Source organism: Mesorhizobium sp. C432A, assembly GCF_030323145.1.
Taxonomy (GTDB): Bacteria; Pseudomonadota; Alphaproteobacteria; order Rhizobiales; family Rhizobiaceae; genus Mesorhizobium.
Map to the genome: position 1 here is coordinate 466,242 of NZ_CP100470.1, position 16,892 is coordinate 483,133.

At 63.0% G+C, this 16,892-nt stretch carries 15 protein-coding genes and 1 tRNA gene; 12 read left to right on the top strand and 4 right to left on the bottom strand.

Annotated elements, in window-relative coordinates:
- Positions 1 to 126: 126 nt before the first annotated feature.
- Genes NLY33_RS02135 through NLY33_RS02150 form a run of 4 tightly spaced genes read left to right on the top strand, consistent with a single transcriptional unit; the run spans position 127 to position 4,949 of the window.
- Entirely contained in the window at positions 127 to 1,224 is a 1,098-nt protein-coding gene (locus tag NLY33_RS02135; protein WP_023708187.1) for a microcin C ABC transporter permease YejB, read from the top strand.
- Positions 1,224 to 2,363: an ABC transporter permease gene (locus NLY33_RS02140; RefSeq protein WP_023682037.1), complete on the top strand. Its 1,140-nt coding sequence runs from the start codon at positions 1,224 to 1,226 to the stop codon at positions 2,361 to 2,363. Before NLY33_RS02135 ends, NLY33_RS02140 begins: the two co-directional genes overlap by 1 nt.
- Positions 2,360 to 3,988: an ABC transporter ATP-binding protein gene (locus tag NLY33_RS02145; RefSeq protein ID WP_023708188.1), complete on the top strand. Its 1,629-nt coding sequence runs from the start codon at positions 2,360 to 2,362 to the stop codon at positions 3,986 to 3,988. The genes NLY33_RS02140 and NLY33_RS02145 overlap by 4 nt, the downstream gene beginning before the upstream one ends.
- 19 nt (positions 3,989 to 4,007) lie before the next feature.
- A complete protein-coding gene (locus NLY33_RS02150; protein WP_023682039.1) occupies positions 4,008 to 4,949 on the top strand; it encodes a 2-hydroxyacid dehydrogenase in 942 nt (313 codons plus the stop codon).
- 12 nt (positions 4,950 to 4,961) lie between these two features.
- Here NLY33_RS02150 and NLY33_RS02155 read toward each other — a convergent pair whose 3' ends face one another.
- Positions 4,962 to 5,318, bottom strand: coding sequence for a hypothetical protein (locus NLY33_RS02155; RefSeq protein WP_023708189.1), 357 nt, complete (start codon positions 5,316 to 5,318; stop codon positions 4,962 to 4,964).
- Positions 5,319 to 5,422: 104 nt separating this feature from the next.
- The gene (locus NLY33_RS02160) at positions 5,423 to 6,355 is read right to left on the bottom strand and encodes a class I SAM-dependent DNA methyltransferase (protein ID WP_023708190.1); all 933 of its coding nucleotides are present in this window, start codon (positions 6,353 to 6,355) and stop codon (positions 5,423 to 5,425) included.
- 105 nt (positions 6,356 to 6,460) lie between these two features.
- Here NLY33_RS02160 and NLY33_RS02165 point away from each other — a divergent pair, with 105 nt between their 5' ends.
- Both NLY33_RS02165 and NLY33_RS02170 read left to right on the top strand, forming a co-directional pair.
- Complete coding sequence (locus NLY33_RS02165) at positions 6,461 to 7,471, top strand: ligase-associated DNA damage response exonuclease (protein WP_023708191.1); 1,011 nt, start codon at positions 6,461 to 6,463, stop codon at positions 7,469 to 7,471.
- 244 nt (positions 7,472 to 7,715) lie between these two features.
- Positions 7,716 to 9,314 carry a cisplatin damage response ATP-dependent DNA ligase gene (locus NLY33_RS02170; protein WP_023708192.1) on the top strand — a complete coding sequence of 533 codons (1,599 nt, stop codon included), beginning with the start codon at positions 7,716 to 7,718 and terminating at the stop codon, positions 9,312 to 9,314.
- 7 nt (positions 9,315 to 9,321) lie between these two features.
- Here the strand turns inward: NLY33_RS02170 and NLY33_RS02175 are convergent, their stop codons facing one another.
- Entirely contained in the window at positions 9,322 to 10,545 is a 1,224-nt protein-coding gene (locus NLY33_RS02175; protein ID WP_023708193.1) for a hypothetical protein, read from the bottom strand.
- 57 nt (positions 10,546 to 10,602) lie between these two features.
- Complete coding sequence (locus NLY33_RS02180; protein ID WP_023708194.1) at positions 10,603 to 10,770, bottom strand: hypothetical protein; 168 nt, start codon at positions 10,768 to 10,770, stop codon at positions 10,603 to 10,605.
- A gap of 125 nt (positions 10,771 to 10,895) precedes the next feature.
- Here NLY33_RS02180 and NLY33_RS02185 point away from each other — a divergent pair.
- The 6 genes from NLY33_RS02185 to NLY33_RS02210 all read left to right on the top strand — a co-directional run bounded on the left by NLY33_RS02185 (position 10,896) and on the right by NLY33_RS02210 (position 16,782).
- Positions 10,896 to 10,971 (top strand) — tRNA-Thr (locus NLY33_RS02185).
- A 493-nt stretch (positions 10,972 to 11,464) separates the two neighbouring features.
- On the top strand, positions 11,465 to 11,653 hold the full coding sequence (locus tag NLY33_RS02190) for a hypothetical protein (RefSeq protein WP_023682045.1): 189 nt from the start codon (positions 11,465 to 11,467) through the stop codon (positions 11,651 to 11,653).
- The gene (locus tag NLY33_RS02195) at positions 11,653 to 12,834 is read left to right on the top strand and encodes an acyltransferase family protein (protein WP_023708195.1); all 1,182 of its coding nucleotides are present in this window, start codon (positions 11,653 to 11,655) and stop codon (positions 12,832 to 12,834) included. Before NLY33_RS02190 ends, NLY33_RS02195 begins: the two co-directional genes overlap by 1 nt.
- Positions 12,831 to 13,943, top strand: coding sequence for a glycosyltransferase family 2 protein (locus NLY33_RS02200; RefSeq protein ID WP_023669498.1), 1,113 nt, complete (start codon positions 12,831 to 12,833; stop codon positions 13,941 to 13,943). The genes NLY33_RS02195 and NLY33_RS02200 overlap by 4 nt, the downstream gene beginning before the upstream one ends.
- Positions 13,940 to 14,986, top strand: a complete 1,047-nt coding sequence (locus NLY33_RS02205) for a glycosyltransferase family 2 protein (RefSeq protein ID WP_023708196.1) — start codon at positions 13,940 to 13,942, stop codon at positions 14,984 to 14,986. The genes NLY33_RS02200 and NLY33_RS02205 overlap by 4 nt, the downstream gene beginning before the upstream one ends.
- Positions 14,986 to 16,782, top strand: a complete 1,797-nt coding sequence (locus tag NLY33_RS02210) for an ABC transporter ATP-binding protein (RefSeq protein WP_027049321.1) — start codon at positions 14,986 to 14,988, stop codon at positions 16,780 to 16,782. The genes NLY33_RS02205 and NLY33_RS02210 overlap by 1 nt, the downstream gene beginning before the upstream one ends.
- The last annotated feature ends 110 nt before the right edge of the window (positions 16,783 to 16,892 follow it).

Sequence of the window (16,892 nt, forward strand, 5' to 3'; positions counted from 1 at the left end):
GCACTTCGTGCGCAGCACGAATGGCGAACCGGGGTGGCGGTGTGACGGCGTACGCCGGATCGAGACTACCCCCACCCGCTCCGCTTCGCGAATCGACCCTCCCCACAAGGGGGAGGGTGAAAGCTGATGGGCGCCTACATACTGCGCCGTATCCTGCTGATGATACCGACCCTGTTCGGCATCATGGCGGTTGCTTTCGTCGTCACTCAATTCGCACCGGGTGGACCGGTCGAGCAGGTCATTGCCAGCCTGACCAACCAGGGCGGCAACGATCGGCTCGGCAGTGGCGGCGGCGATGCAGGAGGTGGCGGCAATTCCGATGTGGCCGGCGATGTCGGTTCGAAGTACCGCGGCGCGCAAGGGCTCGATCCTGAATTCATCAAGAAGCTGGAAAAGCAGTTCGGCTTCGACAAACCGCCTCTCGAACGCTTCGGCATGATGCTGTGGAACTACGCGCGCTTCGATTTCGGCGACAGCTATTTCCGTGACATTTCGGTACTCAACCTGATCCTGGAGAAGATGCCGGTTTCAATCTCGCTCGGGCTGTGGATCACGCTGCTCTCCTATCTGATTTCGATTCCCCTTGGCATCCGCAAAGCGGTCAAGGACGGCTCCGCCTTCGACATCTGGACCAGCGGCGTGATCATCGTCGGCTATGCCATACCGGCCTTCCTGTTCGGCATATTGCTGATGGTGCTTTTCGCCGGCGGCTCGTTCTGGGACTGGTTCCCACTGCGCGGCATCGTCTCCGACAATTGGGACCAATTGTCGTGGCCCGACAAGATCGTCGATTATTTCTGGCACATGACCTTGCCGCTGACGGCGCTGGTGCTGTCGGCCTTCGCGACGACGACGCTGCTGACCAAGAACTCCTTCCTGGAAGAGATACGCAAACAGTATGTGGTGACGGCCCGTGCCAAGGGCCTGTCGGAGCGGCGGGTGCTTTACGGACATGTGTTCCGCAACGCAATGCTGATCGTCATTGCCGGCTTTCCAGCGGCCTTCATCTCGGCCTTCTTCACCGGCTCGCTTTTGATCGAGAACATCTTTTCCCTCGACGGTCTCGGGCTGCTCGGTTTCAGGTCCGTGTTGGCGCGCGACTATCCGGTCGTGTTCGCCAACCTCTATATATTTTCGCTGCTTGGTTTGTTCGTGACGCTGTTGTCCGACCTGATCTACACATGGGTCGATCCGCGCATCGATTTCGAGCGGAGAGACGTCTGATGACGCAGGCTGCAGCCGAGATCACACCGACAAGGATCGCCCGCCCCTGGCTGTCGCCGCTCAACAAGCGGCGCTGGCAGAACTTCAAGGCCAACCGGCGCGGCTACTGGTCGTTGTGGATATTCCTCGCTCTGTTCGTGCTGTCGCTGTTTGCCGAACTGATCGCCAACGACAGGCCGATCGTCGCCTACTACAAAGGCGAGATCCTGTTCCCGGTGGCGGTCGCCTACCCCGAGGAAAAATTCGGCGGCTTCTACGCCGTCACCGACTATCGCGACCCGGTCATCCGCGACGAGATCAACGCCAATGGCTGGATGATCTGGCCGCCAATCCGCTATTCCTACCGCACCGTCAACAATGCGATCCCCGACGCCGCTCCCGCAAAACCGTCATGGGAATACGACGCGCAGAGGCGATGCAGCCAATATCCGCAAGGCGCTGCCGATCCTGACTGCATTGTCGGCAACTGGAACTGGCTGGGTACCGATGACCAGGCGCGCGACGTGCTGGCGCGCATCATCTACGGGTTTAGGATTTCCGTGCTGTTCGGGTTGATCCTGACTGCGGGTTCGTCGGTTATCGGCGTCGCCGCCGGCGCGCTGCAAGGGTATTTCGGCGGCTGGACCGACCTTCTCTTTCAACGCTTCATAGAAATCTGGTCGGCGATACCGCTGCTGTATCTGCTGCTGATCGTCGCCGCCATCCTGCCGCCGGGCTTCTTCATCCTGCTCGGGCTGATGCTGCTGTTCTCCTGGACGTCGCTTGTCAGCGTGGTGCGCGCCGAATTCCTGCGCGCACGCAACTTCGAATATGTCAACGCGGCCCGCGCGCTTGGTGTGTCCAACCGCACCATCATGCTGCGCCATCTTCTGCCTAATGCCATGGTGGCGACGCTGACCTTCATGCCTTTCCTGGTCAGCGCCTCGATCTCGACACTGACCTCGCTCGACTATCTCGGCTTCGGCCTGCCGCCCGGCACCGCGTCGCTCGGTGAACTGCTAAAACAGGCGCAGAGTAACCTCAATGCCCCCTGGCTCGGTATATCGGGCTTCATCGTCATCTCGCTGATGCTGTCGCTGTTGGTGTTCATCGGTGAAGCAACGCGCGATGCCTTCGACCCGCGCAAGGCGTTCCGATGAGCGAACTCCTGCTCTCCGTCCGCGATCTCAGCGTTGCCTTCACCCAAGGCGGCAACGAGTCGACCGCCGTCGACCACATCTCCTTCGACCTCGCCAAGGGCGAGACGGTGGCGCTTGTGGGCGAATCCGGTTCCGGCAAATCGGTCTCGGCGCTGTCGGTGCTGAAGCTTCTGCCCTACCCGACGGCCAGCCATCCCTCGGGCAAGATCCTGTTCCAGGGCGCCGACCTTTTGGCGATGAACGAAAAGCAGTTGCGCAGCGTGCGCGGCAACAAGATCACCATGATCTTCCAGGAGCCGATGACCTCGCTCAATCCGCTGCACACGATCGAGCAGCAGATCGTCGAGATCCTGGCGCTGCACCAGGGCATGGGCGACCGCCAGGCCAAGGCGCGCACGCTGGCGCTGCTCAACGAGGTCGGCATACGCGAACCGGAGAAGCGGCTCGACGCCTATCCGCACCAGCTGTCCGGCGGCCAACGCCAGCGCGTCATGATCGCCATGGCGCTGGCCAACGAGCCTGAACTGCTGATCGCCGACGAACCGACGACGGCGCTCGACGTCACTGTCCAGGCGCAGATCCTCGAATTGCTGGCGGGGCTGAAGAGCCGCAAGGGCATGTCAATGCTGTTCATCACCCATGATCTCGGCATTGTCAGAAAGATCGCCGACCGCGTCTGCGTGATGACCAAAGGCAAGATCGTCGAGACCGGGCCGACCAGGGACATCTTCGCCAACCCGCAGCACGCTTATACCAAGCACCTGCTCGCCGCCGAGCCGAAGGGCAAGCCGCCGGCCACCAACGACGCCGCCAAACCGGTTATGACCGGCAAGGACATCAAGGTTTGGTTCCCGATCAAAAAGGGTTTCTTTCGCACCACCGTCGACAATGTGAAGGCTGTTGACGGAATCGACGTCACCGTACGCGCCGGCCAGACGCTAGGCGTCGTCGGCGAATCCGGCTCCGGCAAGACGACGCTCGGGCTGGCGCTGGCGCGGATGATCTCATCGACCGGCACCATCCAGTTCAATGGCAGCGACATCAACCAGCTTTCCTTCAACGCCATGCGGCCGCTGCGCCGCGAGTTGCAGATCGTTTTCCAGGACCCATTCGGCTCGCTCAGCCCGCGCATGTCGGTCTCGGAGATCATCGAGGAAGGCTTGAAGATCCACGAGCCGAAGCTGTCGCCCGACCAACGCGACGACAAGGTCGTCGCCGTGCTGAAGGAGGTCGGGCTCGATCCGGCGACCAGGAACCGCTATCCGCATGAATTCTCCGGCGGCCAGCGCCAGCGCGTCGCCATTGCGCGCGCCATGGTGCTCAATCCACGCTTCGTCATGCTGGACGAACCGACCTCGGCGCTCGACATGAGCGTGCAGGCGCAAGTGGTCGACCTCTTACGCAATCTGCAGGCCAGGCACGACCTTGCCTATCTGTTCATCAGCCACGATCTGAAAGTCATTCGCGCCCTTGCCAATGACGTCATCGTCATGCGCAATGGCAAGATCGTCGAAGCCGGCCCTTCCGAACAGATTTTCGAGCGGCCGCAGACCGACTATACGAAGGCGCTGATCTCGGCCGCGTTCAAGATCGAGACGGCGCCGGTCGGTATCGTCAGCGAATAACAGGGAATACAATCCGCAAATGGAAAAAGGCAAAATCCTGCTTGCCGTCACCGGCTTTCATCCGCAGCGCTGGCGCGAGCTGCTGTCGGCCGAGCGCGAAGTGGTGCTGGAGCCGGACGGCGCTTCGGATCCGTCGATCACCTATGCGGTGGTGTGGAAGCAGAAGCCGAACCTCTTGAAATCGCTGCCCAATCTACGCGCAATCTTCTCGATCGGCGCCGGCGTCGACCATATCTTCGCCGATCCCGGCCTGCCCGATGTGCCGATCGTCAAAGTGGTAGCCGACAACCTCACCCAATACATGACCGAGTATGTCGTCTGGCGGGTGCTCGACCATCATCGCCAGGGCATGCTCTATCGTGCCCAGCAGCCGAAGAAGACCTGGCACGAACCGCCGCAGCGGCCGGCCGGCGACATCTCGGTCGGCATTATGGGGCTCGGCAATCTCGGCCGCGCCGCGGCGTCGGTGCTGTTGTCGCTCGGCTTTGCCGTCAATGGCTGGTCGCGCAGCGACAAGGCCATGAAAGGCGTTGCGACCTATGCCGGAGAGGCCGGGCTGATCCCCTTCCTCAACGCCACCGACATACTGGTGGTGCTGCTGCCGCTGACGCCGGATACGCACGGCATCATCAATTACGGCGTGCTGAAGGAATTGCGCAAGCGCAACGGCCTCGGCGGCTCGGTGCTGATCAATGCCGGGCGCGGCCGGCTGCAGAAGGACGCCGACATATTGCGCGCGCTGGGCGACGGCACGCTGAAGGAGGCGAGCCTCGACGTGTTCGAGGTCGAGCCGCTGCCGAAGACCAGTCCGCTATGGAGTCACCCGAAAGTGTTCGTGACGCCGCACGCGGCGGCGACCTCCGACCCTGTCCACCTGGCGCCGAGCATGTTGCGGCAGATGGATGCCTTCGAGCGCGGCGAAAAGCTTGATAACGTGGTCGACCGCAAGGCGGGGTACTGAGGAAGTTCAGGTTCAGCTCGGCAGACTGAACTTCTTCTGCTTGTTGGGCTTGCCGCAGTCGCGGCGGACGATCGAGCGGTTCATGGCGTCGATCTTGCCACTAGCCAGATCAGTATCGCGCTTGCTTTTGGAGCGCATATCCGGGGTAAACGGGCCGAAGCCCATCGCCGGATTGGAGAAGCTCGGCTTGGCGGCCGTCGACAGATGGTATTGCTGCGCCAGTTCGTTGCGCTGCGCCAGCAACTGGTCGCAAGGCACATTGTCATACTGCAGCGACGATTGTACGTCCTGGTCCTGCCGCTCCGACATCGAACTGCTGCAGCCGGTCATCGCCAGGCAAGACACCAAGACCATCATGTTCCAGCGCATGTGTTCCTCCTCAATGCCTGCCGAGGGCTTTTCTAGGCTTGTATCCTACCTGATGCCGCGCCAGCCGCAAAAATCCTATTCACGTTTTCGAACAAGACGAGACATCAACCCTTGGACGAGGGCACCGCCAGCGCGGCAAGCCCGTCGACCGGCTGGCGGCGATCCCAGCGGATGACGGTCGGCTGCATCGACAGCACCGACAGGCCGTTTGCGGCAAGCACCCGCTCGACATAGGCTTGAGAATGGGCGTAGCGACGAGACGGCTGCAGCGCGAAACCGGCGTCGCCGCCCGCCCCGCCCTTGGCTGGCGTTTCGACGGAAAAGGCAAACAGGCCATTGGTGGCCAGAATGCCGGCGACGGTCTTCACCACGCGATCGAGCGCGCCGACATAGATGAACACGTCGGCCGCCGCCACCAGATCGGCTTTCGGCCCGGCATAGGCAAAATGCTGCAGATCGGCCTTGGCGAGCAGGTCGTAGACGCCCTTGGCGCGGGCCTTTTTCAGCATGGCGGCGGAGATATCGTAGCCCTCCAGCCGTTCGGCGACCGGCCGCAGTTTCTCGCCCATCAGACCGGTGCCGCAACCGAGATCGAGCGCCAGCGAAAAGCGGCCCGGTCTTGCCGCGCGAATGGCGCGATCGAGAAACTCCGGCAGCCGGTAGCCGAGCTTGTCGACCAGCGAGTCCTCGAAAGTCTCGGCATAGTGGTCGAACAGCGTCTCGACGAAGGCGCTGGGTGGCGCTGCGGCAGCCGGCGCCTTGCCGATCAGCTGCAGCTTCAGCGCAGCACCCAGGCGATCCGCCGGGTCCAGTTTCAGCACCGTCGCCCAGGCCTGCGTCGCCAGGTCGAGCAGCCCCGTTGCCTCCTGCATCTCGCCCAGGCGGAACCAGCCCGCCGCCCATTGCGGCGCCAGTTCCAGCGCGCCGAGCAGCAGTTCCGCCGCTGCCGCGTGCTCGCCCGAGCCGAAAAGCATCTCGGCATAGTCGGCGCGACGGTCGGCGGTCAGGTCGCCGGACGAGATTTTCAGCGGTTGCATGGCGATGGCCCCGCCGGCTGATGCGGCCGGTGGCTGGCTGTAGGCCGAGTCAGCAGTCTCTTGCAACAGGCTTCCCGCGCTGGAATTAGCCACTATCTTGACTGGATGCGCGCCAGCGACCTGCTCCATCCCCGGCCTGAAGGCCTTTATTGCCCATGCGGCGATTTCTTCATCGACCCGGTGCGGCCAGTCAACCGGGCGTTGATCACGCATGGCCATTCCGACCATGCCCGATCCGGCCATCGTTCGGTGCTGGCGACGCAGCAGACGCTCGACATTATGGGGTTGCGTTATGGCGAGGATTTTGCCGGGACAACGCAAGCGGCCGTGCTTGGCGAAGCGATGGCGCTGAGCGATGTCAGCGTCACCTTCCATCCGGCCGGCCATGTGCTGGGCTCGGCGCAGATCGCGGTCGAGCACAAGGGCAGGCGCATCGTCGCCTCCGGCGACTACAAGCGCCAGAAGGACGCGACCTGCGCACCGTTCGAACCGGTCCAATGCGACGTCTTCATCACCGAGGCGACCTTCGGCCTGCCGGTGTTTCACCATCCGCCCGACACGGAGGAGATCGCCCGGCTGCTCAAATCGGCGGCGCAGTTTCCCGAGCGATCGCATCTGGTCGGCGCCTATGCGCTGGGCAAGGCACAGCGGGTGATGCGGCTGCTGCGCGATGCCGGTTATGACAGGCCGATCTATATCCACGGCGCGCTGGCCAAGCTCAGCGAATATTACCAGAGCCAGGGCATCGACCTCGGCACGCTGGAGCCGGCAACCGTCGACAGCGGCGGCAAGCAGGATTTCACTGGGGCCATCATTGTCGGCCCTCCATCGGCCTTCGCCGACCGCTGGGCGCGGCGCTTTCCCGACCCGATCTCATGCTTCGCCTCGGGCTGGATGCGCATCCGCCAGCGCGCCAAGCAAGGCGGCGTCGAACTGCCGCTGATCATTTCCGACCATGCCGACTGGGATGAACTGACCGCTACCGTCAAGGAGACGGGCGCCGGCGAAATCTGGGTGACGCACGGCCGCGAGGAAGCGCTGGTGCGCTGGTGCGAGCTGGAAGGCATCGCCGCCAGGCCACTGCACCTTGTGGGCTATGAGGACGAGGGCGATTGATGGTGATTTTTGATCCAGAAATCGCCGGCGCGGCGATCCTTCCCACCCCCCTCTGGCCTGCCGGCCATCTCCCCCGCAAGGGGGGAGATCAGATGTCACCTCCGCTTTCGCCAATCGCCAACCTCGCAAGATGGGCGGCAAGATCAAGGCTGCCAATCTCCCCCCTTGCGGGGGAGATGTCCAGCAGGACAGAGGGGGGTGTGCCAGAGCGCAAACCTCTGCCGTCAACGCGGTCCTTGCATCCATGAACCGCTTTGCCGAACTCCTCGACCGTCTGGTGCTGACGCCGTCGCGCAATGGCAAGCTGACACTGCTCGTCGATTATTTCCGCAGCGTCGAGGACCCCGACCGCGGGCTGGCGCTGGCGGCTATCACTGGCGACCTCAACATTGCGGCGGTCAAGCCGGCGATGCTGCGCACGCTGGTCACCGAGCGCATGGATCCGGTGCTGTTCGGCTATTCCTACGACTATGTCGGCGACCTTGCCGAAACCGTCTCGCTGGTTTGGCCGCAAACGCCGGGACATATCCCCAACCGGGAGCCGACGCTTGGCGATGTCGTGGCGACGCTGCAGGCGGCGAGCCGCTCCGACGGACCCAAGGTGCTGGCCGGGCTGCTCGACAGCGCCGGCATTTCGGCGCGCTTTGCCATCATTAAGCTGGTCACCGGCGGCTTGCGCATCGGCGTTTCGGCGCGGCTGGCCAAACAGGCGCTGGCCGATTTCGGCAAGGTCGATGTCGCCGAGATCGAGGAGCTGTGGCACGGGCTGACGCCGCCCTATATCTCGCTGTTCGCGTGGCTGGAAGGCAAGGCCGAGAAGCCGAAGCGGACCGCACTTGCCCTGTTCAGTCCGGTGATGCTGTCGAACCCGGTCGGCGACGGCGACCTCGAAAAGCTCGATCCGGCCGCCTATGCCGCGGAATGGAAATGGGACGGCATCCGCGTTCAGGCGGTGTGCGAGGGCGGCGTGCGCCGGCTCTATTCGCGCACCGGCGACGATGTGTCCGGCGCATTCCCCGATCTCGCCCAGGCGATGAATTTTTCCGCCGCGCTCGACGGCGAATTGCTGGTCGGCGAGCCCGCGGCGACCGGCACGTTTTCGGACCTGCAACAGCGGCTCAATCGCAAGAGCGTGGCCCCGAAGATACAGCAGCAATACCCGGCCTTCATGCGCTGCTACGATGCGCTGCAGATCAACGGCGAAGATTTGCGCGCGCTACCTTTCCGCGAGCGGCGGGCCCGTCTTGAGGCCTTCATCACAACGCTGGACCCGCACCGTTTCGATCTGTCGCCATTCGTCGAATTCCGGGATTGGCAAACGCTGGAGGAACTGCGCCGCGCGCCGCCGCACCCGATTATCGAAGGCGTGATGCTGAAGCGCTGGGATTCGCCCTATCTCGCGGGACGGCCGAAAGGGCCGTGGTTCAAGTGGAAGCGCGATCCGCACACGGTCGATGCTGTGCTGATGTATGCGCAGCGCGGCCATGGCAAGCGGTCGAGCTTTTATTCCGACTATACGTTCGGCGTCTGGTCGGGGCCGGAAGGCGCGGAGGAATTGGTGCCGGTCGGCAAGGCCTATTTCGGCTTCACCGACGAGGAGCTGAAGCAGATCGACAAATTTGTCCGCGACAACACGGTCGAGCGTTTCGGCCCGGTGCGCTCGGTGCGCGCCGACCGCAGCCAAGGCCTGGTGCTGGAGGTGGCGTTCGAAGGTCTCAACCGTTCGACCCGCCACAAATCCGGCGTTGCGATGCGATTTCCCCGCATCTCACGGCTGCGCTGGGACAAGCCGACCGCCGAAGCCGACCGCATCGAGACGCTGCAGGCGCTGCTTGATCGCTAGGCGGCGCTTACGGTTCGATCGAAACGCGGATCTCGTAGATGTCGACCGCCTTGCCCTGCTTGTCGAAGTCGGAGTTGATGGCGATGCTGCCGGCCGCGCCCGGGGGCTTGTCGGGGAATTTCACGTCGAACAGATATTCGTTACGCTGCTGGCCGACCGCATAGCGCTTGCGGCCGCAGTCGCCGAGATCGCCGAAATTGCAGTCGACGGAGATCTGCGTGTCCTTGCCGTCCTCGGCGCGGGCGACGATGTCGAACACGGCATGTTTGCCGGCAAGCTTCTCCAGCACGCCCTGCCCGACATCGAAGCTGATGGCCGAGCCGGAAGCACCGGAGCGGATGCGCAGGAAGGAGCCGGTGTCGTCCTGCACGACATCGGCCTTGGCGTCGGACGGGGTCGCCACATGCGTTGGATCGGTGGGTGTAAACACGTTGATCCAGTCGCGCGTCTGTTCGGCGACACCAGGCTGCTGCGGCGCGCCAGGCTGCTGCGGCTCAGTTGTATCGGCAGGCGGCGTGAAGTCGTCATCGTCGACGGTCGGCGGCGCTTCGGGCGGCGCCGTGTCGAGCTGCGCCGGCGTCTTGAAGACCCCGGTCTGCACGGCGAAATAGAGGCCGATGCCGGCGGCGGCGAGCAACGTCACGCCAAAGAAAATCGCCGTCAGCGGCAGGCGGCGGCCCCTTATCCGCCTTTCATCACGGTCAGGCGCCACTTCCGCCGCGGCCTCGGCCGGCGCGGAATCGGCCATATCGATCGCCGGGGCGCCGGGCAGCGTGGCGTCAGGCATGATGTCGGGGACGACCGGCAGCACGCGCGAACGCGGCGCGTCGGATGCCTCGGGCTGAACCGGTTCATCAACGACGATCGCCGGCGACGGTCCGGCCGCGACACCTGTCGGGGCATCGACCGCGGGCGCTTCGGCGGCGCCCTGTACGGCGTCTTGCGGCTGCGCAACGCGTTGCGTCAGCGCGGTATCTTGTGTCTGCACAGCGCTCTGCGTCTGCGCGGCGACATCGGGGACCGCGGGCAGGAATTCGGATTCGATCTCGGCGATCTTTTCCTGCACCGCCTTACGGCGCTTGATGGCGGCTTCCACCGTCACGCCGGGATTGGCCTGGAGCACGCGGTCGAGCGCCGCGAAAGCCGACCGATAGACCCTCTCGCGAAATGCCCGGTCCTCGGCGTTGCCTTTCTCGAAGGCGTTGCGGATCGCTTTTTCGATCGCGTCCAAGCGAATTCCCCTGTCCGTTCGCTTACATTGCCATGATCGTTAGCCGCAGGCGACCAATCAATCAACGGGCGAGCGCCCGCATTCTGCCTTACAGGCCTGTTCAACGCCCATTTCGATGCCTTTTAGCAATAAAATCAGTCCGTTTGCCGCCTTGCCGGGCGATTTGCGCGCAGTCCGGCGCGACGTCTCCGCGTAATCGAAAAAGCAAACGAGGCGATGGCTCATTGCGCGCCAATGGGAAATGACGGGACGAATTGCCGGATGCCGGCTCGAAATCGCGGTTGCCCATCTTGAATTAGCGGCCGGTTGAGTCTATCACCCAGCCGATCCTGGAACCTCGCGCTTCCCGGGCCGCTTTAGCTCAGTTGGTAGAGCACATCATTCGTAATGATGGGGTCAGGTGTTCGAGTCACCTAAGCGGCACCAGTTCTCCATCCGACGCAAGCGTGACGGCAGGTGCAAGGCTAATGCACGTCACTCCCTACGCCAACACCGGCACTTCCTGTCTGCCTCGTCGACATGCGCCATATGGCCGCCGCCACAGGATTGCGTCGTCAGACGCTTGACCATCGACTATGCTGCATCGCGCAAGATCGACAAGCCTAGAGAACCCGACAATACAAGCATAATTTATAAGATACAAAACCACTATCTTAGAATAATCTTCGTCAATTTTGGCCTATATCAGACACTCCGGATTATTGTTGTGTAATTAAACCGTGCCTTTTCTGACATCGTACTACTGCTCATACAGCATTGCGGACGTGAAAAACCCTCAGCGACGCAACGCACTCGCAAATCATACCCATTTTTAGCACTAACTCACACAAATATTACAGCTCGATAGATATTTTGTGTTGCACTGCACCATTGCCCGGTTGCACCATTTCTTGGGGGATTTGGTACCGGGAAGTGCGCCGTGGAGGATTCCGCCAAGTTGATCAGCTTGAATTTTTCGCTGGCCAGCACCGATTTCGAGGCTGCCCCGCGCACAAGGCGCGGGTTTGATGTTGTCGGCGCACTCTCGACGCTGGCAGGCCTCGACCTGAGGCCCGGAATGCAGGGCCGCTGGCTTCATCGGAGATTTCAGACCGGCGGAAATGGCTGATGGCGGTCGCGCGTGACAATCAGTTGGACGCTGTGCGCGCCATCGCTGTCACGATGGTTCTCTATTCCCATTTCCTTGCACCCAACGGGTCCTCCTTTTGGGGCCACATCGGGGTGCGGCTTTTTTTTGTGCTGAGCGGCTTCCTGATCACACGACTGCTGCTCGAAGCGCGCGCCGCGGCCGAATTCAAAGCCGGCCCTGCATTGAGTTCCTTCTACATCAGGCGCGCGCTGCGCATATTCCCGCCCTATTTCGCCGTGCTTGGGTTCGTCTGGCTGACCGATCTGGAGCAGTCCAGTGGATCGCTCGTCTGGCATGCGCTTTACCTGTCGAATTTTTGGTACGCGCTGCGCAACGAATGGACGCCCTGGCTACTCTGCCATTTCTGGAGCCTGAGCATCGAGGAGCAGTTCTATATCGCCTGGCCGCTGGTCGTGCTTCTCGCACCCCGCCGGCGGGTGGAAGCGATCACTATCGGCGTCATCCTGTTGTCGCTGGCCTATCGCTTCTACTGGCCGATCACCGCCACCCCGGCGCTAGCGCGCGACCTGCTGCCGCCAGCATCGATGGATGCGCTGGCGTTCGGTGCTTTGCTTGCCTGCCGGCGGACCAGAGGCGCCGGCCTGCCGCAATGGATGCGGCTAGGCTGGCCAGCCCTCGCGGCTGTCTTCCTGGCGATTGAGTGGCTTATCCCTGCGCCGGTCGATCCTATGCTGGAATGGGCCCGCTGGGCGTTGCTGCAGATCCTGCCCCTGGTGCCGCTGGTGGCCGTTGTCGCCGCCTGTTCAGCCGGCCTTGGCGGCGTCCTCGGCAGGGTTTTCGAACTGCCACCGCTGCTGTCACTGGGCCGCATAAGCTACGGCGTCTATCTTTACCATCCGATCCTTCTGTCGCTCGCCGTCAAGTCACAGCCCTGGATCCCGCTCAATGTCTCGGAGCAGGGGCCAGGGCGTTTCCTGGTCGCGAGCGCCGCCACGATCGCCGTCGCTTCGATTTCGTGGACGGCTTTCGAAAAGCCGCTCAACGGCCTCAAGCGCCGCTTCCCCTATGTAGCGCGCCGCCGCTCCCAGGCACGCGCTGGCGATGCCGGCTGGCTCGGCAGGGCGGCGGACGCCTATCCCGGCGGATCCCCCGATGGCCGCGCCGCACTCGAACTCCGGCGAACGGATGCGCAGAGATGACCACCGCGCCGCTCGTCTCCGTCCTGCTGCCGGTCTACAATGCCGGGCCTTATCTCACCGCTGCGCTGGAGAGCATTCTGCGGCAAGACTACGATCGCCTGGAGGTCATCGCTATCGATGACGGATCGACTGACAACTCGCTCGAGATTCTCGAACGATACCGCCGGGCAGACAATCGCGTTTCTGTCATCTCGCGTGAGAACCGCGGCCTCGTCGCCACCCTCAATGAAGGGCTACGGCTGGCCCAGGGCGAGCTTGTTGCGCGAATGGATGCGGACGATGTCGCCTATCCCCGGCGCCTCTCGCGCCAGGTCGCACTGTTCGAGCGGCGGCCCGATCTCGGCTTCTGCGGCGCCTGCGTCGATACCTTGCTTCACGGCCGTATCGCCAAAGGCAGGCTAGACCCGGTGTTCCGGCTCGGCCGGCTCGACATATTGTCGATGTTCTTTACGATATTCTTACATCCGACGGTGATCTACAACAGGAATGTCATTGGGAACAACGATCTCTATTACGATCCCAAATATAGACATGCCGAGGATTTTGATCTCTTCAGACGGCTTGCCGGCCGTTTCCCGGCGACCATATTGCCCGATAGCCTGCTCGTCTATCGCATCCATGCGGGAAGCGTGACCATGCGGCATGCCAAGGAAATGCGCAGGACGCATTTGCGGATCGTGGCCGAAAATCTCGAGCGTGAGGGGCTTGCGGAAACCACAGCGGATCTGCGCGACATCGGCGAGGCCGTCTCTTTCGACACGGTTTCGCGCGCAGCCGATTTCATCCGTGCGCTCGAAGAGCGGATTTCGGAGCTGCCGACCGACACACGGCCAAGCTTCGAGGCAGGCGCGCTGAACCTGTTCTATTTCCTCTACCAACTCGTCGGCGACGAAGGAGAACCGCCGCTGACCCACGAATTGCTCACGCGGACGGCGAGATGGAATTTCATCCGGCGCCGCGAACAATATGCGCTGCGTCCCGGCGTCTGGGCGCCTTGGCTCAGCCTGCTCTCGATAAGGGCCGGAAAGCGGGCGGACGCGGTGGCCTACTTCTTCAAAACCACGCCGGCCGAAGCGGTGCTTGCGCGTTATCAGCGGGGACTGGTATGACCGACAGGCCCCACCCGCTCCTGCGCGATCACCAGTTTGCGAGTGCGGCTGTCCCGACATCTCCCCGATCGGAGCGGCCGTCGCTCGAGGTCAGTTTCATCGTCTGCACGCGCGACCGCGCCGCTGTGCTGGAGGCTTGCATAGCCTCGATCCAGGCCGCATGCCGGGTGCACGCCACCTTCGCGGCAGAGTTGGTGGTGGTCGATAATGGTTCACGGGACGGCACGTCAAAGCGGCTGGCCGCTATCGCCGAAACTTCCGACATCCCAGTCACAGCCGTCTCGGAGACTCGCCCCGGACTAGCCGCTGCCCGCAATGCCGGATTGGCGCGAGCGCGAGGCCGCGTGCTGGTCTTCGTCGACGACGACTGCAAGCTCGACCGCGACTATCTCCGCGACCTGGAGCGGCACTACCGGAGTGGCGAGAAGTGGCTGATCCGCGGCGGCCGGGTCGAGCTCGGTGATGCCCGGGACCTGCCCTTCACCATAAAGCTCTGCGAGGCAAGCGAGCGGCTGACCCCGGCGGTCCACCCCGGCGGCTTCGTGCTCGGCTGCAACATGACCATGCACCGCGACGTCGCGGCCCGCATCGGCTCGTTCGACGAACGCTTCGGCGCTGGCGGCCCGCTACGCTCGGCTGAAGATACTGATTATCTCGTGCGGGCGATGCTGCTCGGCATGCCGGTCGAGTACGTGCCCGACATGACGGTCTTGCATCATCACGGCCGGCGAGACCGCAAGTCGATCGACAGGCTGCACCGCGACTATAGCCTCGGTAATGGTGCGCTGTGCCTGAAACATGTCCGCCACGCCCCTTGGCTGCTTCGCCATGTCTATTGGTCTGCGCGGGCCGCGTTCAGGGAACTGGCGGGCCGTCCTCGCTTTGACCGCGACCTCGATCTGTCGCACTGGCCTATTGTCGTTATGAATCTGGCAGGTGCCGCCAGATTTGCGCTGCTCGTCATGATGGGATGGCCAAAACGGCTGCCGTTGCGCCACGACCGACAAGCCAGCGAAGCCAATGCGGAGGCCAGAGCGCGATAATGTCACTGATTCCGTCAGCCCTGCCAATGCTGCGCCGCGCGCTTGGTGGCAGGCTGTTGCGGCTCGTTCCCGTCGTGGTGGGGCTCGGGCTTGCGGGCGCCGCGCTGGAAGGCCTCGGCATCGGTCTCATCATTCCGCTGCTTGGCATCATTATGGGACGTGGCGAAACATCAGGCATGGCCGGTTTCTCCGCCCTCCTCCAGCAGGTTGGAGCGGACCTCGGCGAGCGCCAGCGGCTGATCGCCATTTCGGCCGCGATCCTCGGTTCGATCGTACTGAAAAATGTCTTTGCCTTCGCCAACACTCTGCTGACCAGCTACATCTACGGCAAGGCAGGTTATTCGATCCGTAGCGCACTGTCGGAGCAGTTGCTCAGGGTCGGCTACCCCTTTTTCCTGCAGCAAAGCCCCGGGCGGCTGCTCAACATCATCTCCAACGAATCCTGGCGAGCATCCGACGCTATCCAGGCCCTGCTCGGCGCGATCGTCAGTGCCTCGGCCGCCGTCATCCTGCTCGCCTTCCTCCTGCTCCTCTCTTGGCAGATGACGCTGCTGGTGACTCTAGGGCTGGCGCTTGTCCAGCTGGCGCACGGGGTTTTGTCGTCCAATCTGAAGGCGCCGAGCCGCAGCGTCGTCTCGCGCAACAGCGCACTGGCGTCGCAGATGCTGCATCTGGTGCATGCCGGGCGCCTGATTCGCATCTTCGGGCAGGAGAACCGCGAAAAGGCGGTCTTCGCCAAAGCGTCCGACGGGGTGCGGCGGGCGGCTTTCGTGCTTTCAATCCGCCAGGGCGTCTTGCCGCCACTGACCGAGGTATTGCACGCGATGCTGTTCCTGGCGGTGGTGATCGGAGCCTGGCTGGCGAATGTAAGCTTCCCGCTGACCGTCGCCTTCCTCATCCTGCTCTACCGACTGCAGCCGCATATGCGCGCCTTGCAGATGTCCTGGAGTCAGTTGCAAGGCATGAGCGGCTCGCTGGAGGAGGTACAATGGCTGCTCGATCCTTCCGACAAGCCCGAGGCGCCGCAGGGCAGCCTGCCGTTCGACGGCTTGCGCCAAGGGATCAGCTTCGATGATGTGAGCTTCGCCTATTCCGGTCCCCTGTCAGGCCCCGACGCGCGCGAGGCGGTGCTGCATAAGGCGGTGTTCGACATCCGCAGCGGCCGCTCGACGGCGCTGATCGGCCGCTCGGGCGCCGGCAAGACGACGATCGTCAATCTCCTGTGCCGCTTCGTCAAACCCGACAGCGGCAGGATCCTCGTCGATGGGGCACCGCTCGATGAAGTCGACCCAAGCCAGTGGCGGCGGAACATTGCCCTGGCCAGTCAGGAGCTGGAACTGGTCGATGGCACCATTTTTGAAAACATTATTTACGGCTACGACACGGCCTCGGCCAGCGACGCCATGCGCGCCGCAAGGCTGGCCGAGGCACATCAATTCATCGAGCACCTGCCGCAGGGTTACGCGACGCTGGTCGGATACCGGGGCATCAACCTGTCAGCCGGACAAAGGCAAAGGATCGCCCTGGCGCGGGCGCTGGTGCGCGATCCCGATATTCTCATCCTCGACGAAGCCACCAGTGCGGTGGATGGGTTGTCAGAAGCCGCTATTGTCGAGACGCTGAAGTCGCGGGCCGGCCGCCGCACCACCATTGTCATCAGTCATCATTACAGCACCATATCGTTCTGCGACGACGTGGTGATCTTGAGCCGCGGTCGGGTGAAAAAACAGGCCCCCTTCGCAACCCTGGCAATGCTCAGCATGGACGAGCTTTACCAGCACGGAGCGGGTGAGTGATGGGGCGCACCCCGACCTGCGACGCGGCTTGCGCCCGGCAGCTCGCAGATTGCGATCAATCCTGCCGGCAAACCACCGCCGCGACGCATTTCCGATTGTTCAAAAACAAT

Coding starts and splice junctions, on each gene's coding strand:
- NLY33_RS02135 (WP_023708187.1), top strand. CDS start 127: ATGGGCGCCTACATACTGCGCCGTATCCTGCTGATGATACCGACCCTG.
- NLY33_RS02140 (WP_023682037.1), top strand. CDS start 1,224: ATGACGCAGGCTGCAGCCGAGATCACACCGACAAGGATCGCCCGCCCC.
- NLY33_RS02145 (WP_023708188.1), top strand. CDS start 2,360: ATGAGCGAACTCCTGCTCTCCGTCCGCGATCTCAGCGTTGCCTTCACC.
- NLY33_RS02150 (WP_023682039.1), top strand. CDS start 4,008: ATGGAAAAAGGCAAAATCCTGCTTGCCGTCACCGGCTTTCATCCGCAG.
- NLY33_RS02155 (WP_023708189.1), bottom strand. CDS start 5,318: ATGCGCTGGAACATGATGGTCTTGGTGTCTTGCCTGGCGATGACCGGC.
- NLY33_RS02160 (WP_023708190.1), bottom strand. CDS start 6,355: ATGCAACCGCTGAAAATCTCGTCCGGCGACCTGACCGCCGACCGTCGC.
- NLY33_RS02165 (WP_023708191.1), top strand. CDS start 6,461: ATGCGCGCCAGCGACCTGCTCCATCCCCGGCCTGAAGGCCTTTATTGC.
- NLY33_RS02170 (WP_023708192.1), top strand. CDS start 7,716: ATGAACCGCTTTGCCGAACTCCTCGACCGTCTGGTGCTGACGCCGTCG.
- NLY33_RS02180 (WP_023708194.1), bottom strand. CDS start 10,770: ATGAGCCATCGCCTCGTTTGCTTTTTCGATTACGCGGAGACGTCGCGC.
- NLY33_RS02195 (WP_023708195.1), top strand. CDS start 11,653: ATGGCGGTCGCGCGTGACAATCAGTTGGACGCTGTGCGCGCCATCGCT.
- NLY33_RS02200 (WP_023669498.1), top strand. CDS start 12,831: ATGACCACCGCGCCGCTCGTCTCCGTCCTGCTGCCGGTCTACAATGCC.
- NLY33_RS02205 (WP_023708196.1), top strand. CDS start 13,940: ATGACCGACAGGCCCCACCCGCTCCTGCGCGATCACCAGTTTGCGAGT.
- NLY33_RS02210 (WP_027049321.1), top strand. CDS start 14,986: ATGTCACTGATTCCGTCAGCCCTGCCAATGCTGCGCCGCGCGCTTGGT.